Annotated in this window: 23 protein-coding genes and 2 tRNA genes; 4 read left to right on the forward strand and 21 right to left on the reverse strand. The window is 30.2% G+C overall.

Annotation, left to right across the window (positions count from 1 at the left end):
- Positions 1 to 152: 152 nt before the first annotated feature.
- The 9 genes from KPL37_RS05875 to KPL37_RS05915 all read right to left on the reverse strand — a co-directional run bounded on the left by KPL37_RS05875 (position 153) and on the right by KPL37_RS05915 (position 10,249).
- Positions 153 to 887, reverse strand: coding sequence for an NADH-quinone oxidoreductase subunit B family protein (locus KPL37_RS05875; protein WP_216146527.1), 735 nt, complete (start codon positions 885 to 887; stop codon positions 153 to 155).
- 11 nt (positions 888 to 898) lie between these two features.
- Positions 899 to 2,356: a hydrogenase large subunit gene (locus KPL37_RS05880; RefSeq protein WP_216146529.1), complete on the reverse strand. Its 1,458-nt coding sequence runs from the start codon at positions 2,354 to 2,356 to the stop codon at positions 899 to 901.
- 11 nt (positions 2,357 to 2,367) lie between these two features.
- Positions 2,368 to 3,828 carry a proton-conducting transporter transmembrane domain-containing protein gene (locus KPL37_RS05885; RefSeq protein ID WP_216146531.1) on the reverse strand — a complete coding sequence of 487 codons (1,461 nt, stop codon included), beginning with the start codon at positions 3,826 to 3,828 and terminating at the stop codon, positions 2,368 to 2,370.
- Positions 3,829 to 3,839: 11 nt separating this feature from the next.
- Entirely contained in the window at positions 3,840 to 4,451 is a 612-nt protein-coding gene (locus KPL37_RS05890; RefSeq protein WP_216146533.1) for a hydrogenase, read from the reverse strand.
- Positions 4,452 to 4,463: 12 nt separating this feature from the next.
- Positions 4,464 to 5,393 (reverse strand): respiratory chain complex I subunit 1 family protein, encoded by a 930-nt coding sequence (locus KPL37_RS05895; RefSeq protein WP_216146536.1) that lies wholly within the window; start codon positions 5,391 to 5,393, stop codon positions 4,464 to 4,466.
- A 12-nt stretch (positions 5,394 to 5,405) separates the two neighbouring features.
- On the reverse strand, positions 5,406 to 7,181 hold the full coding sequence (locus KPL37_RS05900; protein WP_343216217.1) for a proton-conducting transporter transmembrane domain-containing protein: 1,776 nt from the start codon (positions 7,179 to 7,181) through the stop codon (positions 5,406 to 5,408).
- Positions 7,182 to 7,496: 315 nt separating this feature from the next.
- Complete coding sequence (locus KPL37_RS05905) at positions 7,497 to 8,291, reverse strand: TPM domain-containing protein (protein ID WP_216146835.1); 795 nt, start codon at positions 8,289 to 8,291, stop codon at positions 7,497 to 7,499.
- Positions 8,292 to 8,385: 94 nt separating this feature from the next.
- On the reverse strand, positions 8,386 to 8,955 hold the full coding sequence (locus tag KPL37_RS05910; protein WP_216146538.1) for a LemA family protein: 570 nt from the start codon (positions 8,953 to 8,955) through the stop codon (positions 8,386 to 8,388).
- Positions 8,956 to 9,232: 277 nt separating this feature from the next.
- Positions 9,233 to 10,249 (reverse strand): MarR family winged helix-turn-helix transcriptional regulator, encoded by a 1,017-nt coding sequence (locus KPL37_RS05915; RefSeq protein WP_216146540.1) that lies wholly within the window; start codon positions 10,247 to 10,249, stop codon positions 9,233 to 9,235.
- 302 nt (positions 10,250 to 10,551) lie between these two features.
- On the opposite strand from KPL37_RS05915, the gene KPL37_RS05920 reads away from it, so the two are divergent.
- Entirely contained in the window at positions 10,552 to 12,543 is a 1,992-nt protein-coding gene (locus KPL37_RS05920) for a fructose-1,6-bisphosphatase (RefSeq protein ID WP_216146549.1), read from the forward strand.
- A gap of 180 nt (positions 12,544 to 12,723) precedes the next feature.
- On the opposite strand, the gene KPL37_RS05925 is transcribed toward KPL37_RS05920, so the two are convergent.
- From KPL37_RS05925 to KPL37_RS05980, 12 genes are all read right to left on the reverse strand, one after another.
- A complete protein-coding gene (locus KPL37_RS05925) occupies positions 12,724 to 12,915 on the reverse strand; it encodes a hypothetical protein (protein WP_216146557.1) in 192 nt (63 codons plus the stop codon).
- A gap of 131 nt (positions 12,916 to 13,046) precedes the next feature.
- Positions 13,047 to 14,390 carry a S1C family serine protease gene (locus tag KPL37_RS05930; RefSeq protein WP_216146559.1) on the reverse strand — a complete coding sequence of 448 codons (1,344 nt, stop codon included), beginning with the start codon at positions 14,388 to 14,390 and terminating at the stop codon, positions 13,047 to 13,049.
- Positions 14,391 to 14,593: 203 nt separating this feature from the next.
- On the reverse strand, positions 14,594 to 15,820 hold the full coding sequence (gene pepT / locus KPL37_RS05935; protein ID WP_216146561.1) for a peptidase T: 1,227 nt from the start codon (positions 15,818 to 15,820) through the stop codon (positions 14,594 to 14,596).
- Between the two features lie 30 nt (positions 15,821 to 15,850).
- A complete protein-coding gene (locus KPL37_RS05940; protein WP_216146563.1) occupies positions 15,851 to 16,441 on the reverse strand; it encodes a DUF1836 domain-containing protein in 591 nt (196 codons plus the stop codon).
- Positions 16,442 to 16,601: 160 nt separating this feature from the next.
- On the reverse strand, positions 16,602 to 17,243 hold the full coding sequence (gene nth / locus KPL37_RS05945; RefSeq protein ID WP_216146844.1) for an endonuclease III: 642 nt from the start codon (positions 17,241 to 17,243) through the stop codon (positions 16,602 to 16,604).
- Between the two features lie 44 nt (positions 17,244 to 17,287).
- Complete coding sequence (locus KPL37_RS05950; protein WP_216146564.1) at positions 17,288 to 17,998, reverse strand: lysophospholipid acyltransferase family protein; 711 nt, start codon at positions 17,996 to 17,998, stop codon at positions 17,288 to 17,290.
- Positions 17,999 to 18,036: 38 nt separating this feature from the next.
- On the reverse strand, positions 18,037 to 19,029 hold the full coding sequence (gene queG, locus KPL37_RS05955; protein WP_216146566.1) for a tRNA epoxyqueuosine(34) reductase QueG: 993 nt from the start codon (positions 19,027 to 19,029) through the stop codon (positions 18,037 to 18,039).
- 13 nt (positions 19,030 to 19,042) lie between these two features.
- Positions 19,043 to 19,627, reverse strand: a complete 585-nt coding sequence (gene epsC, locus KPL37_RS05960; RefSeq protein WP_216146569.1) for a serine O-acetyltransferase EpsC — start codon at positions 19,625 to 19,627, stop codon at positions 19,043 to 19,045.
- A gap of 151 nt (positions 19,628 to 19,778) precedes the next feature.
- Positions 19,779 to 20,690, reverse strand: a complete 912-nt coding sequence (gene cysK / locus KPL37_RS05965) for a cysteine synthase A (RefSeq protein WP_216146571.1) — start codon at positions 20,688 to 20,690, stop codon at positions 19,779 to 19,781.
- A gap of 539 nt (positions 20,691 to 21,229) precedes the next feature.
- Complete coding sequence (locus tag KPL37_RS05970; protein ID WP_216146573.1) at positions 21,230 to 22,210, reverse strand: NAD(P)/FAD-dependent oxidoreductase; 981 nt, start codon at positions 22,208 to 22,210, stop codon at positions 21,230 to 21,232.
- A gap of 123 nt (positions 22,211 to 22,333) precedes the next feature.
- Positions 22,334 to 22,409: transfer RNA gene (locus tag KPL37_RS05975), tRNA-Trp, on the reverse strand.
- Between the two features lie 44 nt (positions 22,410 to 22,453).
- A tRNA-Trp gene (locus KPL37_RS05980) sits at positions 22,454 to 22,529 on the reverse strand.
- A 205-nt stretch (positions 22,530 to 22,734) separates the two neighbouring features.
- On the opposite strand from KPL37_RS05980, the gene tsaE reads away from it, so the two are divergent.
- Genes tsaE through rimI form a run of 3 tightly spaced genes read left to right on the forward strand, consistent with a single transcriptional unit; the run spans position 22,735 to position 24,345 of the window.
- The gene (gene tsaE / locus KPL37_RS05985) at positions 22,735 to 23,193 is read left to right on the forward strand and encodes a tRNA (adenosine(37)-N6)-threonylcarbamoyltransferase complex ATPase subunit type 1 TsaE (protein ID WP_216146580.1); all 459 of its coding nucleotides are present in this window, start codon (positions 22,735 to 22,737) and stop codon (positions 23,191 to 23,193) included.
- The gene (gene tsaB / locus KPL37_RS05990; RefSeq protein WP_216146582.1) at positions 23,190 to 23,903 is read left to right on the forward strand and encodes a tRNA (adenosine(37)-N6)-threonylcarbamoyltransferase complex dimerization subunit type 1 TsaB; all 714 of its coding nucleotides are present in this window, start codon (positions 23,190 to 23,192) and stop codon (positions 23,901 to 23,903) included. Before tsaE ends, tsaB begins: the two co-directional genes overlap by 4 nt.
- Positions 23,896 to 24,345, forward strand: a complete 450-nt coding sequence (rimI, locus tag KPL37_RS05995; protein ID WP_216146584.1) for a ribosomal protein S18-alanine N-acetyltransferase — start codon at positions 23,896 to 23,898, stop codon at positions 24,343 to 24,345. Before tsaB ends, rimI begins: the two co-directional genes overlap by 8 nt.
- The last annotated feature ends 147 nt before the right edge of the window (positions 24,346 to 24,492 follow it).

The following is a 24,492-nucleotide window of genomic DNA, read 5'->3' on the forward strand; positions in this document are numbered from 1 at the left end:
TAATTATCTAGTTTAATGCAAGCGTTTGCACAAACATATTTATCTAAAATTATTTTATTAATATTTGATTAGTAGATAAAAAAGTGCCCGTAAGAAGTGCTTGTACTCAAACAAACACTTCTTACGGACACTTAAATTTTGCTTATTGATTATTAATCTATTTTTTTAATTTTATCCATTATTTTAAGAAGTCCAAAAATAATTGCCTGCGGAGATGGAGGGCAACCTGGAATTACAAGATCTACTGGCAATATATCGTGAAGTGTCCCATAGACCCCATCTCCCTCTTTAAATATTCCGCCATTATAAGCACAACTACCAACAGCTATTACTATTTTAGGTTCGGCCATTGCCTGGTAAGTCTTCTCTAAAGCCTCTTTCATATTTATAGTAACTGGTCCAGTTACCACTAGTCCATCTGCATGTCTTGGAGATGGGGATACATTAATTCCAAATCTTGAAATATCATAAAAAGTATTTGAAAGTGCATTAAGCTCTGACATACAAGCATTGCATGAACCAGTATCGACTACTCTTAGTACAAGCGATCTCCTAAAGGTCTTATATATTTTTTCCCTAAGTTTATCACCTGCAAGTTCCAATTCTGACATTTTATAATTGGATGTCATTTTCAAAACAGATTTTGGACAAATATCAACGCAATCTCTACAATAAATACATTTTTTATCATCTACACTTACTAGATGCTCTGCATTTGTAATAGTATTTATCTTTATGGCATTCACAAGGCATACCTTCATGCACTTTCCACAATTATCACATACATTTTGCTCTGCAACAATTTTCCCATAAGAAAATTCATTATTTTCAAGTGGATCTTTTACTGTTTCTGTTCCATATTTTATTCTATCAATTATATTATTCATTTTAATACTCCCTACTTGTCATTCTCAGAATAAGACATATTAAAGCTTTTATTAATAAGAGGAAAATCAGGAATAATTTCTCCAAGAACCGCTTCACTCATACCTGTCCAATTAGTAAAAGAAGGAGTTTTAAAGTAGATTCTGTCAAACTTATTATCTTTTCCTGTTAACCCATAAACTACAAGTTCTCCCTTTACTGTTTCAACTGAAGTTATTGCCTCTAACCCCTCTTTTAAACAAAATTCCTGTTTTTCTCTTTTTATATCAATATTTATATATGACATTGCTTTTTCTATAAAAGCAAAAGCATCTTTAAGCTCCTGGGCTTTTAATTTATACCTTTCAAAAACTCCGCCCTTTGTTTCTATATTTATATCTCTTTTTATTTCCTTATATAGCTCATACGGGAAGGAAACTCTAACATCATATTTCAAATTACAAGCCCTTGCTACAACGCCTGTCATACATAATTTCTTAGCCATAACGCGACTAACCATCCCTGAATCTTCTACCCTATCTAAAAATGAAACTGAATTTTCACTCATTTTTATTATGCTAAAAACCCTTGATTTAAGACTTTTTAAAGTATCTAAAATATCTTTCTTTTTCTTTTCATCAAAATCTATATTTATTCCGAGAGGAACAATAGAATTTCTAATATACCTGCTTCCACTTATCCTCTCACATAGCTGATGCACTACTTCTGAAAAATAACCAAATTTTTTAGCTACATAACTATAACCTATATCGTTGCCTACTCCACCCAAATCATCCATATAATTATACATTCGTTCAAGCTCTAAAAGAACTACTCTAAACGCTTTTATCTCGATGCTAACATCAGCGCCTAAAAGTTTTTCTACAAGAATAGCATAAACTTCACCATAAGCTACACTTGATTCTCCAGAGATTCGCTCAACCATAAGATTCAATGTATTTGCATTTATATCTTGACATAGATTTTCTATTCCCCTATATTTGTACATAAGTTTTATTTCAAGATTTTCTATTGGTTCTCCCATAACACTAAACCTAAAATGACCCGGTTCAATAATTCCTGCATGTACGGGACCTACTGCAACTTGATATGCACCTGTACCTGATACTTCTTTAATCTTGTAATCATATTCTTTATTAATTTCTCTTTGAAATAATTTGCTTTGATAAATTATATTACTAAGATTAATTGGTTTTTTATCAGTAACATAACTACATATTACATAATAACCTTGCTTACTATTTGAAAATACACAATTTATTGTAGTTTCTTTATCTTTTAATGATGTTTCTTTTTCAACTACAGAAAACTCACAAATATAATTAAATTTATATAAATCAACGCAAATAAGCACAATTTTCCTTATTTGATCTGATTTTACTCTAACATATAACTCATTTTTATTCTTAACTTCATATTTTAAATCAAAATTCAATTCTTGTAAACTATTTATAACATCTGTTATTTTCATATTTTCACTTCCTAATCACATATAATTAAAACTGCATTATTTATCATATTTGACAAATAACCATTCATAGTTAAACTCATAATAACAATTGAAACTAAACATAAAGCGAGTGGCAATATATTTTTTTTATCTTCTTTCATTCTAACATATTTTACGCCAGGTTCCGTGTTGAAAACTATCTTAATGAATACTCGTAGAAACCCTGCGAAAACTAATAGGAGACAAAAAGTATAGAGTGCAGTGACAATGTAATTTCCACTCTCAACAGTTCCTACAATTATATAGTATTCACTAAAAAAAGCTGGGAATGGAGGTGCTCCGGTAATAACAAGCATACCTATAATAAAAAATACTGCATTTATTGGCATAGTCTTTATTAAAGCATCAATCTTGTCTATACGTTTTGTTTTATATGCACTTAATAAATTTCCTGCAGTTAAAAACAACATAGACTTTCCAAAGGCATGTACTAACGAATGAAGTATTGCACCAAACACTGCAATTTTACTTCCAACTCCAAGTCCCAGTGCTATAATACCCATATTTTCAACAGACGAGAATGCAAGCAATCTTTTATAATTAAGTTGTCTTAAAATACTAAATGATGAAATTATAAGTGATACACAACCAAAAACTATAAACAACCACTTGGTATTTTCAAGGCCCGGTATATGTTTTGTTATAATGTAAAATCTTAAAATTACATATAATGCAAGGTTTAAAAGGACACCCGACATCATCGCACTAACTGGTGATGGCGCCTCACTATGAGCATCAGGAAGCCATGTGTGCATAGGCGCAAGGCCTGCTTTGGTACCAATCCCAACAAATATTAATGTAAAAGCTATTTTAATAGCATATGTACTTTGTGGATTTTGGTTATTTACAAGATGAGACCATTTTAGTATTTGGTCAGTATCTTGATTACTATAAGCATTGACGAAAATTAGTATACCGATTAAACCTATACCTATACCAATTGAACAAATAATAATATACTTCCAAGCGGATTCTAAGGAATTTTTATTAATGTTAAATCCAATTAGAAATGCAGTTGTAAGTGTTGTCCCTTCAAGGCCAATCCACATTGCTACAATATTATTAGTTAGTGCGATAAATAGCATGAAAAATACAAAGAAATTAAATAAGAAATAATAAAATTTTCCCATTTTAAGAGTGATTGTTTTCTCCTCTACCTCATCTATGATATACCTATATGAGTAAATACTCACAATTATATTTATACAAGATATAATCAAAAGTTGCACAATACTCAAACTATCAATATAAAAAAATTCATTAAAATAACTAAGGGAATACCCTCCTGAAACCATCGTAATAATTTTTAGTACAATACCCAAAACTAACACAGCTCCAAATATTGTAACAAGTCCAGTGGTTTTTATGTTTTTAAAAAGTAAGGGTGTAACTATTAAAAATAAGAACAAAATACCAAGTACTGTAATATACATTATTTCACCAACTATTCTTTTAGATTTTCAAAAAAGTCTGTATTTATTGAATCAAAAGTTTTATTAATACGGAAAATCATTATACCCATAATAAGTGCAAGCATTAATGTTTCAAAAACTATTCCCGCCTCTATTACAAGAGACATTTTAGATAGAGACGTTTCAAAGAGCACAATACCATTTTCAAATATTAAAAATCCTATCATTTGAGTAATAGCTTTTTTTCTTGCAACCATTAATAAAATGCCTATAATAAATAGTGCAATTCCAGTCTTTAAAAAGTTATCTTGGCTCTTGTTTAAAAGGCCAAAAGCTATCATTATCCCAAGTCCTGTTATAAGATAAGAAACAAAAGCATTTACTATTAACTCCATTTCTCTTTTTATCTTTAATTTTTCTACAGATCTATTTATTATTATTGGTATTATAATAACTTTAGTAACTATTGTTAAAATTCCCAGAATATAATAATCCACTTTTCCGGTCTGATACCCAAGCTTTAAAACTATAAGCCCAATAGCCGCTGACTGAAATATAAATCCTGCTGTAATAAGTTTTATTCTTCTTACTCCAGACATAAATATGCTAGATATTAATATAATTGTAAGTAAAGCTTCTATCATAATCTCTCTCCTTTATAAAATATAAATTAATGTAATTGCGACTATTCCTAGAGATATCATAGCTGGAAACAATTCTGCCCCTTTGAATAACCTAGATTTAGCGAAAGTTGTTTCTATTATAGCGATTCCGAATAAACAAATTAAAAGTTTAAATATAAATGTTACGAGTCCTATAAAAATCGCTGAAACGGTAAGCGTTGTTGCAATTCCAATAGGTATAAAACAATTAATCAAAACAATTAAATATACAATTAGTTTGATATGTGATGATAATTCAACATATGCTAAATCACTACCTGATAAATCCAAAATCATTGCTTCATGCATCATTGTAAGTTCTAAGTGTGTTTCTGGATTATCAAAAGGTATTCGAGCATTTTCAGCAAGTATTGCAATAATAAAAGTTACCATTGTTATAAGGTGTGCAGTATCATAATGTACAATTTTACTATTGATAAATGAAATATGAAATATGTTAAAATCATTTGTTTCTATATATAAAAATATCAACAGAAACAATACTAGTGGTTCTGCCATCATTGAAATAAACGACTCCCGACTTGATCCCATTCCCCCAAAGGTGCTTGAACTATCAAGTCCAATTAGTACTGTAAACATTTTTACTATTCCAAATGAAAACATAAGAATAAATAAATTTCCGACGCTCTGCTCCATGCTCGTATAAAAAACCGGTACAAAAAATGCTGTTGTTATAGTCGCCGCAAGTATTACTATTGGACCAATAGCTGTTATAAATGAGCTTCTATTTGATATTACTTTCCCTTTTTTTAATAACTTACTTAGATCATAATAAGGTTGAACAATAGATGAACCAATATAACCCCTAAGAGTTGCTTTCATCTTTTTTAGAATTCCTATAAATAATGGTGATAAAACTATAATCAATAAACTCTGAATAAAATAAATCAAATTATATTTCAAATGAGAACCTCCTTACACAAATTTTAAGACTAAAACAAGTGCAATTATTACTGATATAAATATATATAAAATATGTATTTGAATTTTTCCATAATTAATCTTTAATATTTTTGTTGTTACGTAATTGACTGCTTTTAAACTTGTTTTATAAAAATAATCCTCTACTACATCACTAGTAGTTTGGCTTATATGAATCTTTTGTTTATAACTAACTTTTTTGTTGTAATTTGAAATAGGTCCGAATATTTTTGCAGCAGGCTGAACAAATCCGCTACCAGTGTACTGTATATAAGGTTCGTCACTCGCGAAGCCGCATGCCCATGTATCATTAATTTCTTGCTTTTTGTTTAATGAATTTATTTTATTAAACATATAAACAATAAATGTGATACTAATTAATATTAAAGTAAACACTATTATCTCTGTTTCATTTTTAAATCCAGGCCCTTTGGTATTAATCTCGAATAACCCATTAGTAAAATATGATATTTTACTTATTATAAATGGTGAAAATATACCCGTAACTATAGCAAGTATAGCAAGTAACCCCTGCCCAATGTTCATTGATAACGGAATACTTTTTATATGTTCTGCTTTTTTAGTTCTTGGTTTTCCAAGAAAAGTGATTCCAAAAGATTTTGCAGTAGCATAAAAAGCCGCTCCACTTGTTATTGCGATAATAACCCCACAACAAAAAATCAATATTATAACCCATATATTGCTTACCTTCGTTATCGCTTCAATGAAACTTCTAAGAATAAGTATCTCACTTGCAAAACCATTAAATGGCGGAACTGCCGATATTGCACAAGTTGCAATAAATGTACAAATTGCAGTAAACTTCATTTCTTTATGTAGTCCACCAAGTTCATTCATATTTTTAGTACCTGTTGCATACAAAACGCTCCCTGCATTTAGAAACAAGAGACTTTTAAAAATTGCATGATTTAAGCAGTGAAGCAATGCTGCAGTTAGCGCTAGTGAAGCTAATACTTTTAAATTATAATTTATAAGTATCATAGACATCCCAAGGGCAGCAAAAATTAGTCCTACATTTTCTGCACTAGAATATGCTAATAGTTTTTTTATATTGTTTTGTAATAAAGCATTTAAAATTGAAAAGATAGCGGTAATAGTTCCAATTATAAGTACTATCACTCCACAATTTAGTGGCGTCACTCCAAGAAAAATAAATATGACCCTGATAAAGCCATATAAAGCAACTTTAAGCATTACCCCTGACATCAAAGCTGACACATTGGATGGCGCTGCTGGATGAGCCTTTGGAAGCCATGCATGAAGTGGGACTATACCCATCTTTGCTCCAAACCCAAATAATGCGAGCATGAATATAATGTACTTTTGTTTTGTAGTAAAATTCGCAGAAACCTTAAGAATCTCACTAAAATCAAAACTACCACTGTATTTATACAAGAACGCAAACATTATCATTAAGAATAATCCACTTATATGTGTCATAATAAAATAAAATATTCCTGATTTCAAACTTTCCTTATGCATATACTCATAAATTACTAAGAAAAATGATGATATAGACATTATCTCCCAAAAAACAAGAAAACTTATAGCATTATTAGAAACTACCACCCCTATCATTGATGCTACGAATAATATTATTAAAAATAACATATAGTTTACCGAGTAATGTTTCTTATATTCCATTATGTAGCCCTTAGTGTAAATTGCTACTGGTATAAATATTAATATTATAATAAATACGAAGTATGCCGAAAGCCAATCGTTTTGAAAATTAATTAATGGTAACACTTGTTATCAACTCCTATTTAGATTTAGTTATCATTCGAATGTTGAAATGTGACACTTTATTATACCTTATTTTTCGAATGATAACAACTGAATTTAATTAATTGTTCGTGTTATGTATTGGTTAACACTCCTAAATTTTGTATTTTTTAAATTATTTATTAATTTATTTTACAAAATATCTTATTAAATATAATTTTTTTACTATATCGCTAAAAACAAAAATCACTCCCTAACCTTATAAATTAAATAAGCTTCGCGAGTGATTTTTTAGTCTGCTAACATAATTAACTACTTTTAATTTTATCAATTATTATATTAATATCCACCTGAGGAACCTCCTCCACTTGAGGAACCTCCTCCAAAACCTCCAGAGCCACCGCCTCCTGATCCTCCAAAACCGCCGCCATTGCCTCCACCACGTCTACCAAGAGAACTCCAAAATAGTAATGTTACCATAAATTTAGTTATTCTTCCTCGATTAAGAATAAAATCGAGCAAAATTAACACAATAAACCCTATTAACACTATACCATTACCCTTTCTAGGAATGTTTTGTGTTTGAACTTGTTTTGGAATATTAACATTCTTATCTAGTTTTACGTTGTATTCTTTAGCTATGCTACCTACAATAACCGAATATGATGCACGAAGTCCTTCTCCGTATTGATTTTGTTTAAATTTCGGCACTGCATAATCATTCATAACTCTTGAGGAGTATATATCAGTAACAGCGCCTTCGAGCCCTGTACCCACCTCTACTCTCCACTGTCTTTCTTTTACCGAAAGTAAAATTAACAGACCATTATTTTTATCCTTTTTACCAATACCCCATTCTCTAAAAATACCAGTGGCATAAGTTTCTATAGGTACATCTTTTAGTGAATTTATAACTACCACTGTAGCCTGAGCTCCTGTTTTAGCCTCTAGTTCCCTGCCAACTGATAAAATATATTGTATTGATTTATTATCTAACACTTTGGCATAATCATTAACATATTTTAGCTGAGTTGGAGCAGGATATATTTTATCAGTTTTTGCATTTACTATATTCGTAGCTATTAATAGACTCAGTAAACCCAGACTTATTATACATACAAATAAAATCCTCATTTTTTTCTTAGTTTTTGTAGATACACCCAATGTAATATTGTAAATTTTTATTTTTCTAATAAAATTAATTAAATAAGTCTTCATATTTTAGCTCCTATTTAGTAAAGTCAACTTTAGGTACTACTTTAGCTGATTCACTAGCCTTATAAAGTGGTTTTTTATCAAACCCAAAAATACCTGAAATGATATTATTAGGAAAACGCTTTATTGTGGTGTTGTACTCTCCAACACTTGTGTTATAGTCCTGTCTTGCAGTACCTATTCTGTTTTCGCTGCCTTCGAGCGCTACTGTTAAATCCTTGAAATTAGCACTAGATTTTAGATCTGGATATTTCTCAACAACTACTAAAAGCCTTGAAACTGCACTTCCAAGTTCACTATCTGCCTTAGCTTTATCTGTTACATTTGTAGCACCTGCAAGTTTTGCTCTAGCCTGTGCTACTTTTATAAAGATGTCTTTTTCTTGAGAAGCATAACCTCTAACCGTTTCTACTAAATTAGGAATTAAGTCAGATCTTCTTTGTAATTGTGTATCTATATTTCCCTCTGTCACAGTTACCTTTTGCTCTAAGCTTACCATCTTATTGTAACCTCCAATAATAGGCATTATTATTACAAGAAATATCGCGACAACAATTGCAATTGTCCTTACTTTTTTGCTCATTTCTATACCACCTTTTTGTTTTATATTTTACTGTATTGATTTTTTTAAATATAATAATCATTAACTACTTAACCATCTAATTATTAGATCAGAATTGTTCCTATATCATAATCTATGAATTTAATCATATTACTATACTAACTTGCTGTTTATTATATAAAATTATGTATTATTTATAAAAAAAGTTTAATAACCATATTAAAAATACGCGTAAAAAAATCCCTATAACTAAATATAAGGACTCTAAACTATATTTTTCAAAGTATAAATCATATCTCTACTCTTTAAATATTTTACTTTTAATAATAACAATAGTTTTTTTTATATATTCTTCTGATTTATAATTTTCGAGTTTATTATTCATCCGTAGCAAGAGAACATTTAAATTTAAAATATCTTCATGGCTAATTTCTTTTAATTCTTTAAATATCAGTAAGGTCTTTTGGTTTTTATTATAATCATCTATTATTAAATTACCACCTCGCTCTGATATATCTAAATAATGGGCATTTTTAATTAAAGCTTTTTCTTTATGAATAAATGATTTACTATATAAGTTTTTTACTATTACATGAACAGTAGAGGGTGACCAAAAACTAATTTCACTCAATTCACGTGATGTTACACCTGGAAATGCTGCAATTATCCACAGAGCTCTAAGTTGGGCATATGTTACATTAAACTCCTTTAGTGGTTCACTGTGACTACTTTTTATCGTTAAAATAAATATTCTTAACAAATTATATAAAGCAATTGTTTTTCTTATAATAACAATTGTGTTAATATCAAAATCAGTTACATTAATTTTTAAATTTAATTCATTTATTTTATCAATGTAATCAAAAATAAATTCTTTTTTTTCTTTTATTATAATTTTCGTGAAAATTTCTATAATAAAATCTAATTCTTCACTTGAAAATAAACCTATTAAATCAAAAAGGTAAACCTTGTTCTCCTTACCTTGTTTATTAACATTAATATACCAATTACCAAGCTCCGTTAATTGGAGTTTATATAGCTTTTTATTAATTGTTTCTTCTTTAAATATTAGTTTTTTATTTATTAGAATTTTGATAATATTGCTAACTGTAGGCGAACTCCAACACCCAATCCTAGCGATGTTACTAAGCGAGATTCCTGGAAACACCTTAATAATCCATAAAACTCGAAGTTGTGGCAGAGTTATACCTGAAGTTTCCACAGTCCTTGCATAATTAGATTCAATTTTTAGGAATGCATATCTTGCTAGATTATATAATGAATGTATACTTAGCAAATAATCATTTTGCTTCATAGAATTTCCCCTTATATGCGGCTTAACTTTTTATAAATTTCAGCTTTCATGTATTTAGACACCATAAAACATTGTACCAAAAATATTATATCAAATCAACAAAAGGATTTTGCCTAATTCTAGATGCATTAATTACTTATAAAACATATTTATAGTTAACCTAATATATGCATAAAATATAACATAGTAAATAATATTTTATTTTTATAATAAAATGTCCTATAATAGTATAATATACTATTATAGGATTATGTTAAACCATTACATCCATAAAATTTATGCAATATAAAGGAGATTCAAAAATGATATTTTCTAGTGAGACACCAATTGAAACTATAGAAAAAGATTTGAGGTATCTTGAATTATTGGCTAGCAAGTATCCTACAATTCCAGATGCTTGTACCGAAATCATAAATTTACAAGCTATCTTAAATCTACCTAAAGGAACTGAACATTTCCTTACAGATATTCATGGTGAGTATGAATCCTTTTCTCATGTTCTTAGGAATGCTTCTGGGGTAATCAAACGAAAGATTAACGATATTTTTGGTAATTCACTTAGAGATATCGAAAAAAAAGAACTCGCAACTATTATATATTATCCAGAGCAAAAGTTAGATATAGCAATTAGAGAAGAAGATGATATAGACGATTGGTACAAAATAACTTTTCATAAACTAATTAAAATTTGTAGAACCATCTCCTCTAAATATACTATATCTAAAGTCCGCAAAGCACTACCACCAGATTTTTCATATATTATAGAGGAATTACTTCATGAACAACAAAGCACATTTAATAAACAAGAATATTACAATGGTATCATTCAAACCATAATTAAAATTGGGAGAGCTAAAGAATTTATAGTTGCTATTTCAAATTTAATTCAAAGGCTTACTATAGATAGGCTTCATATTTTAGGAGATATTTATGATAGAGGTCCAGGAGCACATATAATCTTAGATACACTAATGAACTACCACTCTATTGATATACAGTGGGGTAATCATGATATACTTTGGATGGGCGCTGCATCTGGATGTGAAAGTTCTATTGCTACCGTTCTTAGGATTTCAACAAGATATGCAAATTTAGATACAATTGAAGAAGGTTATGGTATCAACTTATTACCACTAGCAACTTTCGCTCAAGATTTTTATAATAATGACCCATGCACAGCATTTAAGCCTAAAGTTTTTCCAGAAAATAATTATGCAGATAAAGACCTTAATTTAATATCAAAAATGCATAAAGCTATAACTATAATTCAATTTAAACTTGAAGCTGCAATAATAAAAAGGCGTCCCCATTATGAAATGCAGTCTAGGTTACTTCTTAATAAAATAGATTATGAAAAGGGTACTATTAAACTTGATGGTAAAGAATATATTCTAAATGATTTTAATTTCCCAACTATAGATCCCAGTGACCCATATAAATTAAACAAAGATGAAAGACAACTTATAGACAAACTTAAATCTTCTTTCTTAAATAGTGAGAAGCTCCAACAGCATATACGTTTTTTTTACTCTAAAGGTAGTATGTACTTAAAATATAATTCAAATTTGCTTTTTCATGGATGCATTTCACTAAGCGAAGATGGAAGTTTTAAAAAAATGAAAATAGATGACACCATTTACAGTGGAAAGTCCTATATAGATAGAACTGAGCGTTTAGCCAGAGAAGCCTATTTTGGTAAAGAAAATTCGGAATCTAAACTTTACGCACTAGATACAATATGGTATTTGTGGTGCGGTTCAAATTCTCCACTTTTTGGTAAAGATAAAATGACTACTTTTGAAAGATATTTTATAGATGATAAGAGTACTCATAAAGAAGTTAAAAATTCATATTATAAATATAGGGATGATAAAACAACTTGCAATAAAATACTATCTGAATTTGGATTAAATACTAACGATTCACACATTATAAATGGTCATGTTCCGGTAAAGACTAAACAAGGTGAGAGCCCTATAAAAGCTGATGGCAAACTATTGGTTATTGACGGTGGTTTTTCTAAGGCGTATCAGCCAGAAACAGGAATAGCTGGATATACTCTTATTTATAACTCCTATGGACTACTCTTAGCATCCCATGCACCATTTGAATCTACCCAAAAGGCAATAGATGAAGGAAAGGATATTATATCCTCTACTATTGTTTTAGAAAAATCTACAAATCGTATACGTGTTGTAGATACTGATATAGGCTTTGATATTAAAGATCAAATTAAAAATTTAGAGTCGCTTCTTACAGCATATAGAAAGGGCTTCATTAAAGAGCAACGCTAATCTTATAAAAATCATTTTAAAAAGGATTTAAGACCATTTGGCGCCCAATGTACCAAGTGACCTTAAATCCTTTAATATATAAGAATATTAAGCATAATATTGGTTATGATTAACTTAATTACCGCAGCCTTAATCTACTACGTAGCTATTGTCTGCTACGGTCTGCTACGCAGTTTTTACCTACTTTCTGTCATATACACTTAACAATTCTTGTAGTTTATGAGCCTGCATTGCTGATTGCTCTGCAAATTCCCTAAATGTATTACTAACTGTCTCTTCTGATACTTCTCCTGCAAATGATTGATAATCCCTAGTATCTTCTTGTGCATCTAATAATTTTTTCATAATAGTATCTCTAGTATTCATTTCCATTTTTATCACTCCTTCAAAAGTATTTTCCCACTAAAGATATTTTTTATGTATTTTAAATTCGAAATATATTAATAAATAAAGGAGATTAAGAATTGTACAATTCTTAATCTCCTTTATTATATACGTCTAATTTATACAGAAAGTGTTATATTTATTTTTATGGTCTTTCCATTTCTCACGAGTTCTATTTTAACTACATCACCAGCTTTATGTGTAGCTTTAATCTTATTTATTTCTGCGACAGTTTTAATCTCTTTACCATCAAATTTTATGATTACATCTCCGGATGTTATACCTCCTTTTTCTGCTGAACTAAACTCTTTCACCTGCGAAATATACACTCCTACTGGAATATTATATTGTTTTGAAATATCAGCGGTTATATCTCTGCAAGATATACCAATGTTTAGAATTGGTTTTATTAAATTCTCCATTTTAGGATTTACTGTATTAATTGGTATTGCAAAGCCTAATCCTTCTACCCCTGTTTCACCTATTTTAGCAGTGTTTATTCCTATAACTTGACCCTTAGAATTTACTAACGGCCCACCACTATTGCCCGGATTAATAGCTGCATCTGTTTGAATAAATTTGAGATTTTTATCTTCAATACTTACTTGCCTATTAAGTGCACTTACAACCCCTGTAGTAACAGACCCTATAAATTCTGTTCCTAGAGGATTTCCTATTGCAACAACCGATTCTCCCACCTCAAGCGCATCCGAATCTCCAAATACAGCTACACCTGGCACTACAGTATTTGCAGCTAACTTAATAACGGCTACGTCCGCTGCTGCATCATAATTAATTACTTTAGCAGAAACTTCCTTTCCATTATTTAAGGTGACTTTAATATTTTGAGATCCACTTATAACATGATAATTCGTCAATACATATCCATCTTTATTGAAAATTATACCAGTGCCTACTCCTTCTTGCTCAGCAGTATCCCCCCTAACATCACTACTTACAGCAGTTGTTTTGGTAGAAATTGCAACTACAGAAGAGCTTACCTTCTTTACAATTTCTGGTACAGTTAAAATATCTGTACTGGTACTTGTAATAAGTTTTGCTTTTGCGGTGCTAGCAACCTTTGTATCAGATACTTTAGGTGTTGTAGCAGTACTTGTATCTTTCATCATATTCATTGTCACAATAGCTGATCCGATACCCCCAAGTGTAGAACATATTACACCTACTATTACGTAGGCAACTATTCTTTTTCTCATACCGCCTTTATTCTTTTTCACTTTTTCATTATTTATATTTGAGTAATTAGTATTTTCTAATATAAGTGGAATATCTTTACTTCCTTTTTCTTTATAATCTTCACTAGGAACTTGCATTTCCATTGTAAGATCTTTATCATTGTCTTTCTTAATATTTTCATTTGTATTATTGCTTTCACTACCGATTATATTATCATTTGTATCATTTGTTTCATTCGTATCATTATTATTTGAATCATCATTCATACTTTTTTCCTCCTTATTTATTTTCCAGGGCATATCAGTAACTAACTGTTATTATCGTATAAAATATGATTTATTTATATCTTTTTACAGACCAAATTATGTTTTATCTTTAATTATATTTTAAAACATTTATATTGCAATTTGGTGACAAATTTGTGAACAAACTTTTAACTAATCGATATTTTCCCTAATATTCACTTATATTATTTGCAAGCGTACAATTCAACTATTTTTAATATTACATCAACAGCCTTTTCCATAGCAAATGTAGGTATAAATTCATATTTACCGTGGAAATTATGGCCACCAGCAAATATATTAGGTGTAGGCAGCCCCATAAATGAAAGCCTTGCGCCATCTGTGCCACCTCTTATAGGTTGCATTATAGGATTTACCCCCACTTCCTTTAAAGCCAAAAACGCCGTGTCTACTATATGCTTTACTGGTTCTATTTTTTCTTTCATATTAAAATATTGATCCTTAATTTCTAATTCAATCGTTCCACTACTGTATTTATCATTTAATTTATCAACTATATTTTTAATAAATATCTTTCTATTTTCAAAATTTTCACTATCAAAATCTCTTATAATATATTGAAGTTTTGTTTCCTCAACCTCACCATTAATACTGATCAAGTGATAGAATCCTTCGTAACCCTCTGTAGTAGCTGGAGTCTCATTACGAGGCATTAAGTTTATAAACTCATTAGCAATAAGAGATGAATGAATCATTTTTCCCTTTGCGGATCCTGGATGAACGTTTCTTCCATGAATAGAAATTTTTACTCCTGCAGCATTAAAATTTTCATACTCTAGTTCACCAATAGGTCCACCATCTAAAGTATATGCAAAGTCTGCACCGAATTTTTTCACATCAAAGATATCCGCACCACGACCAACTTCTTCATCTGGTGTAAATCCAATACGAATTGTACCATGCTTAATGTTAGGATTCTGCATTAAATACTGCGCAGCTGCCATTATCTCTGCAATTCCTGCTTTATCATCAGCCCCTAAAAGGGTTGTTCCATCTGTTGTAATAATAGTTTTCCCTATGTAGTTTTTTAATTCAGGGAAATCTTTTGGAGATAATACTATATTATTTTCTTTATTTAATATAATATCTTTACCATCATAATTGTAAACAAATTTAGGCTTAACGTCTTTACCAGAAATATCTGGCGCAGTATCCATATGAGATATAAATCCTATAGTTGGTACATTTTTCTCTACATTAGATTCAATAGTAGCCATTACGTATCCATTCTCATCTACGCTCGCCTTACTTAGTCCCATTGTTTTTAATTCTGCTACTAATTCTTTAGCAAGTACCATTTGTCCAATTGTACTTGGAACAGTTATTGATTCCTCATCAGACTTAGTATCATAACTTATATATTTTAGAAAATTTTCTACAACTTTTGACATATTGACATCTCCTCATTTTTTAATGATTTGTTATTGTTTTTTTAAAAAATTATCAATTAATTTTTCCGCCATTCTCTTTTGCATATTTGCTTTATTAGTAAGTAACAGGATCATTAATATTAATTCTATTAACTCTCCATCTTCTTTTCCCATTTCTTTGATTTTCTCTTTTATAAATTTAGCATCTTTATCCGTATCACGTGCAAACTCTTTATTTTGGACCTCTTTTATATCCAAAAAATCATTATATAAATCACCTAATGGTATATTTATGCTTTGTGGTGCTTTTATATCAATAATAGGATCAAATAACGTATAAATATCACTAATTGATATTGTTTGCTTTAGATTATAAATAAGCGTAAGTAAAATAATATGCTCATTAGTATATTTTTTATTTTTAGCTGGCATCAAAACCTTACCTTTAGTGTAGTTATTGATCATTGTTTTTGTAAGGATTTTATCCTCTTCATTTCGTTTAAGACTACCAAGCTTTTCATTAAAAAAAGTTGTAACTTGATCCATATATAAATCTACACATGGTATTTCTACTAAACTAATATCTTTTGCTCCTATAATTTCTTCAACTAATTTATTTAAAGTTTCCTCGTTATAATTCATTCATTCCACCTCACACTCATTATATAGCATTAATTACATTGAATCTATAATTACCAGTATTATTAAAAATATAATTATATAAAAAGAAAGCACATATTAGTATAAATGCATAAATCTTTGATAAAAGATTTTAATGCTTTTTAACCAACATACACTTTCTTTATATATTCTTAGATTTACCATTTAAAAATTCGCAATAAGGTGCTATAGGGCACACCTCACAATTAGGTTTCCTTGCCTTACATATTTCTCGTCCATGCCATATAATAAAATGATGAGCATCACTCCACATTTCCCTTGGAATGTTTTTCATAAGTTGCTGTTCTACAATCTCAACATTTTTCCCGTTGGCAAACCCAATTCTTTTTGAAACTCTAAAAACATGAGTGTCTACAGCAATAGCGGGAATTCCAAAAGCATTAGACAATACTACATTAGCGGTCTTTCTACCAACTCCTGGAAGCTCTGTTAACTCTTCCATGGTACTTGGCACTACGCCCCCATATTTTTCTAATAAAAGTTTTGTAGCGCCCAATATATTTTTGCTTTTATTATTATAAAACCCACAACTCTTAATTTTTTCGCCTAATTCATCACTTGATAATGTAATCATAGCCTCTGGTGTATTGTATTGTGCATATAACTTCTTTGCAACAATATTAACCCTTACATCTGTACATTGAGCCGATAATATTGTTGATACTAAAAGCTCATAATGATTTGTAAAATCAAGTCCACACTTTACACCTGCATATGTTTCGCTAAGAATTTTAAGAACACTCTTAATTGTTTTTTTATTTATATTAATCACCTACTTCTTACTAATTAAATTATATAAAGTTATTACTATCTATTTATTTTGGAATATACTCCTCTATACTGTTCAGGAAGTAGCACTGCTACACCCGACATTATTTCATTCATAACTCTGTCATAATATTCATCACGAGCTTCGTCTTTATCCTTAGCTTGTAGCATAATAGGATCACCAATGCTAATATTTACATCAGCATGATGAAATTTTTCTAATGCCATATCTTTTTCGCTAATTGGCAACAATTTCTCTGTTCCCCAAATACCCATTGGAAGAATTGTTGCTTTTGATAATTTAGCCATTAATATAATGCCTCTCTTGCCCTCTATCATCTTTCCACTTCTACTTCTTGTCCCTTCTGGAAACATCATAATATTATTGCCTTGTTTTAGCGTACTTACTATCTTAGATATAGCGTCTTTATCAGGCGAATTAGGATGCACTTGTATAGTTTTCGCTACAAAAAAACCTAACTTAGTAAGCCTATTATCTGTTAGCTTTACCCCTGCTAAAAAAGTTACATTATCATCCTTTAATAACTTGTTAAGAATTATACCATCCGCATTACTTAAATGATTGCATATGAAAATTATAGGCGACTTTATATCCTTAATTTTCTCCATTCCCTGGGTTTTAATGTTTGCATATTTGTTAATGTATGAATCTAATAATCTTTTTGCTATAAATGAAACAACTCTATCTGGTAAAACGTTTATTATTCCTAACGCAGATTTCGAAAGCATCTGAATTCCACCTTTCATAAATAATGACTATAAAAATATTATAATTTGAAATACTTTAAAAGTCTATAATAATAATCTCTTATATAAGGTGATGTATCCTTCTCTACAGTTATAATTTTAACCTTTTCAATAAAAAGCGAATTAATAATTGCATTCCTTTTAATAATATTTTTACCTCTCCACCCACAAGAAGTTATTTTATAATTATCTTTAAACAATTTATTATCAATATTCATTAATTCTTTCAAATTAGGTGTTCTCATATGTTCATATGGTTTAAATTCTTTAATAACACTTAATTCAACTTCTTTATTGTAGGGACAAACTCTCTGACAAGTATCACAGCCAAATAACCTACCATCTAATTTATCAAACCAGAAATCCTCTATATCTTTTTTCTGAGTTATATAGGATAAACATATATTAGAATTATTATTTATTCCAAACTTCCCTTTAACTATAGCACTTGTAGGACATGATGACAGACATATTTCACAATTACCACATTTTTGCGTAACGCTTTTATCAGGGTCTATCACTAAATCTGTTATAATTTCTCCTAAAAAAACATATGAGCCATACCTTTGAGTTATTAACATATTATTTTTGCCTATAAATCCCACTCCACTTAGACTTGCAATATATCTCTCAGGCAATGCATTACTATCTACAAAATACATAGCTTTTGCACCCATACCCTCAATAAATGTGCAAATTTTTTTCATATATTCAATTAATACAAGGTGATAATCTCTTCCCCTAGTGTAATTCGAGAAATATAATTTTTTATTAATATCGTTATCATACAGGTATGGAAATGCAATAGAAATTATAGTTTTCCCATCTTTCATATATATAAACGGATTTATCTTTTTATTTAAATCTCTTTCTTCAAACTCATTTTCTAAACCTAGTTTTTTTCTCTTATCAAAATAAGGATTTAGCTCATGAAAAATTCTACATTCGCTAAACCCTATTGTATCTAAACCATTTATGCTGCAAAATTTAATTATGTCATCTTTAACACTCATATCCACAGTCCCTTTATATAACCATATCATTGTATATTCTTTTAGTATTTCCTGCATAATCTTTAATCTCAATTATTGTTAATTCATTTACAAAAATCACTCTAGCAGGTATCCCTACAGCAGTGGCCTTTGGTAATACATCTTTTAAAACTACAGCATTTGCACCAACTTTGCTACCCGTACCTATTTTAATGGGACCAAGAATCTTTGCACCAGCACCTACAATAACATCATTTCCTAAAGTAGGATGTCTCTTACCAATATCTTTACCTGTTCCCCCTAGAGTAACCCCTTGATACAAAGTTACATTATTACCAATTTCTGTAGTCTCTCCAATGACAACTCCCGTTCCATGATCTATAAAAAATCCTTTCCCTATTTTAGCCCCTGGGTGAATTTCAATTCCAGTAAAAAATCTGGCTGTTTGAGATATAGCTCTGGCTAGAAAAAATATTTTATGATTATATAATATATGGGCTATTCTATATATTATTACAGCATGAATACAAGGATATAACAATATTACTTCAGCCCAATTTTTAGCTGCTGGATCCTTTTCTAATATATTATTTATATCATATCGCAATGTTTTAAACATACATTAATTCCTCCTATAGAATTATAGTTTGTAAACATACAAATTCATATTTTAAAATATGAATTTGTATGTTCTTAAACCCTCACATTAATCTATTTCTATGTGCTTTTTTATCTATAGAGTAGAAATAAATGTTTAGATTTTCCCTTAATTAGTCATAAATACCCATGGAAATATACTTTTCTCCTCCGTCTGGAGCAACTGTAACAACTTTTTTGCCTTTACCTAATTTTTTAGCAATTTTTATTGCTGCTGCAACATTAGCTCCTGTTGAAATCCCTACTAATATGCCTTCTTCTTTAGCAAGCCTCTTTGCTATATCAAAAGCCTCTTCATCAGATATTTGCATTATTTCATCAATTACACTGCTATCATAAATATCTGGTGTAAAGCCTGCGCCTATACCTTGTATTTTATGTGGTCCGGGTTCTCCACCAGATAATACTGGCGATTTTGCTGGCTCAACTGCAACAATTTTAATTTCCTTATTAAATTCTTTTAATTTTTTGCCTACTCCAGTAATTGTTCCACCAGTTCCGACTCCTGCTACAAAAACATCTACATCTGCTATATCACTAAAAATTTCTTCTGCAGTAGTTTCATAATGTTTTTCTGGATTTGCTATATTAATAAATTGTTGTGGTAAAAAGAATTTAGAATCTCCATTTGATATTTCTTTTGCTTTATTTATAGCACCCTTCATTCCCTTTGAACCATCTGTAAGAACGAGTTTTGCACCATATGCTTTTATTAAGCTACGTCTTTCAACACTCATACTATCTGGCATTACAATAATTACATCATATCCCTTGATTCTACCAATCATTGCCAAGGCTATTCCCATATTTCCACTAGTTGGTTCAACTATCGTAAAACCTTCCTTTAGTAATCCTAATTTTTCAGCTTTTTCTATCATACCAAGAGCTGCCCTATCTTTTATACTTCCAGCTGGATTATATTTTTCTAATTTCACATATACATCAGCTACGTCATCACTAACTAATCTATTCAACTTTAGAACTGGTGTTCCACCTATCATATCTAAAACATTGTTATACATCATATTAATACCCCTCCAATTTAAAATAAGTAATTTTCCTTTAAAAGTTATCCATATTTTTGCATTTGTATAATCTCATAATATGAAAAAGCGACACATATATGTTTATTTTTGTAATTTTCTATATGATTTTGGGTACAAAAAAAACTTCCTCTACTATTAGAGACGAAGTTTTACTTCGTGGTCCCACTCTAAGTTATAATCACCAAAATGATTATAACGCCACTTTTTCAAGCACAACGTTATGCTCTATCACTATAACGGGTGAATCCCGATGCAGCCTACCAGAGGCAAACAATAATAAATAACAACAATATGTTTTACTTGTTATATACTATCACATGACTAGTTCGGTGCATAACTCCAAAGGGCACTTCATATAATTTTCCTATAAGAGTCTTCTCAGCTTTGGACTCTCTCTCTGTATATTCTTCCTATATTACTTTCCTTCTTCTTAGTATTTCCTAGTATTTCAGTATGAATTGCTTTTCTTTATTATATTCTTAACATTAAAATATGTCAATAGTATTTCTTTTCTTTTATTAAATTTCAAAATTGTTTGCATATACTGATGCACTTGCACCTATAGTATAGCTTTGTTTTACCACACTTTCATGAAAATCATACCCCTGAACTACCCCTCCACACGCAAACACACCGTCTATATTTGTTTGTGATTTTGAATTCAATTTAATTTGTCCTGTTGATGAATTAACTATTATCCCAGCCTGTTTTGCCAGTTCATTATCAGGATATAAGTCTACTGATAAAAGTAATGCATCACAAGAAATACGTTCCTCACTACCATTTATAACTTCATTATTACTATCAAGTTTTACTAAAGTAATACCTTCGATTCTACTTTTCCCTTGAATATCAACAACCCTATACATCATTTTTAATGGTATGTTGAACTCCTTTAGTGAATCACACAATTTTTTATCAACTGCATCAATAACATTTTTACTTCCAATTACCGCCTTAACATTACCACCTTCAATTAATAGTCTTCTTGCGACTATTAATGCAATATCTCCTGTGCCTAATATAACTATTTCTTTTCCTGGCATATAGCCTTCAATATTCACAAATTTCTGTGCACATCCTACCGTATAAATACCTGCACATCTACTACCTGGTAGATTTGAAAATCCTCTTGGCCTCTCTCTACACCCTGTTGCAATTATTATAGTTTTTGCGCTAATTTTGAAAGTCCCAACCTCAGAGTTCACTGCATTAATTTCTTTAGTATCACTTAAATTTAAAACAGTAGTATTTAATTTATATGAAATATCTAGTTTTTTAATTTTATCTATTAACTTCTGTACAAATTCTGGTCCCGTCAAATCCTCACTAAAAACATTCTTACCAAATCCATTATGAATACACTGGTTTAAAATTCCACCTAATTGTTTTTCTCTTTCTAAAATCAAAATCTTACCTTCATAATGTTCTTTAGCTGAAATAGCAGCTGCAAGGCCTGCTGGACCTCCTCCAATTACCACTATGTCATATTGTTGCATTATATACCTCCAGTTGCAGGCATCTTAACCTGTTTCTTATTTTTTGAAATACTTAATATTAAATTTAATACTTTATTATAATAAAACGTAAAAACCCGTGAAAATAATTTCACAGGTTTTATTTGGCAGGGGTAGTAGGACTCGAACCTACAACCAATGGTTTTGGAGACCACTACTCTACCAATTGAGCCATACCCCTTTATTAATTTTTAAGACGAAAATATAAAACATAAAATGTAAAAATGGCAGGGGTAGTAGGGCTCGAACCTACAACCAATGGTTTTGGAGACCACTACTCTACCAACTGAGCTATACCCCTAAAATACATTCAAATCATATCATGTCTTGTAATAAAATGCAAGAGTTTTTATATATTTAACCTATTTAAAACATAAAATAAATATATCATGTATTATTTATATGTTACTAATGTTGCTATATTAATAACAAATTACTCAGCTTTAAAGCAAGAACCCTTTTCTTTTTTTATAATTTAGGATAAAATATTTAATGAGGTGAAACTTATGGAATACATAGTAACTACAGTTGACGAAACTTATAAAATAGGAGAATTAATAGGCTCCCTTGTGAATTCAGGTGACATAATTTGCTTAATTGGTGACTTAGGCACTGGTAAAACTCATTTAACTAAGGGAATTGCAAAAGGATTAGATATTAAAGACAATATTACAAGTCCTACTTTTACTATTGTAAATGAATATACTGGCAGATTAAAATTATATCATTTTGATGTCTACAGAGTAAATGACCCCGATGAAATAGAAGCTATAGGCTTTGATGAGTATATATTTAGTGATGGAGTTAGTGTTATTGAATGGGCTAATTACATTGAAGAAATAATTCCACCCAATAAATTAACCATAACTATAGAAAAGCTCCCTACTCTTGGCGATAATTATAGAAAAATTAATATAGAGTATTCTGATAAAAGATATGACTATATAAAGGAGGTAATACTATGAAAATTTTAAGTCTAGATTCTGCTACGCAATCTGCCACTTGTGCAATCCTCGACAATAGCAAAGTACTTGGTGAAATAACTTTTAATTACAAAAAACAACATTCCCAAATACTCATGCCCATAATCGATGAATTATTTAAGAATACGCAAATGAGCATAGATGATATTGATGCTTTTGTAGCCTCTAAGGGACCAGGTTCTTTTACAGGTCTTAGAATAGGTATGGCTACCATAAAAGGATTAAGCCAAGGTACAAATAAGCCCTTTGTGACCGTATCTACCTTGGATTCTTTAGCATATAATTTAGCATATACAAATGGAATCATTTGCCCCATACTAGATGCCTTAAGAGATAATGTTTATACTGCCCTTTATACCTTTGAGGATTGCGAGCTTAATCGTATTAGTGACTACATTAATATATCAATTGATGAATTGATAACTATGCTTAAAGATAAAAATTGTAACATATCCTTTGTAGGAGATGGAACCACAAAATTCAAAGAAAAACTTATAGCTAATTTACCCAATGTAAGTTTTGCACCTGATCATTTAAATCTAGCGAAGGCTTCATCTCTCGGAGAATTAGGACTTAAGCTTTTAGCAAATGGAATAACCGATGACATCTATTCATCAGTTCCTATTTATCTACGGAAACCTCAAGCTGAGCGTGAGTATGAAGAAAAGATGAGGCAAAAGAAAAATGAATAACGACTTTAAAATTTACCCAATGGATGAATCATCTATTAAATCCATACTCAATATTAGTGAGTTAAGCTTTCCTATTTCTTGGAGTTTAGACTCACTCCAAAGTGAACTAGATAATAAGTTTGCTAAATACGTTGTATTAAAAAAAGGCAATACAATAGTAGGCTATGGAGGAATGTGGGTAATTATAGATGAAGCTCATGTAACTAATATTGCAGTTCACCCCGAGGCTCGTGGAATTGGTGCTGGCAATATTATTGTGGAGGCATTATTTAGAATTTGTAGAAAACATAAAGTTACAGCAATAACTCTCGAGGTTAGAAGTTCAAATTTTATCGCTATAAACTTATATGAAAAATATGGTTTTGAACAAGAAGGTTTAAGACGCCATTATTACGAAGATAACGGTGAGGATGCTGTGATCATGTGGAATAGGAACCTATAGAATAAAAAAGAGTGCATCCGTATGAAGTTTCTCCTACGTGACGTGAAATAAGAACTTGAAACATGAAATCCCATTAAGGAATTCAATTGTTTCTGTGCTTCTTATTTCACGTCACTTCCGGAGAACTTCATACTGCTATTTATTTAC

The sequence above is a fragment of the Clostridium frigoris genome, assembly GCF_018861865.1.
Taxonomy (GTDB): domain Bacteria; phylum Bacillota; class Clostridia; order Clostridiales; family Clostridiaceae; genus Clostridium_AD; species Clostridium_AD frigoris.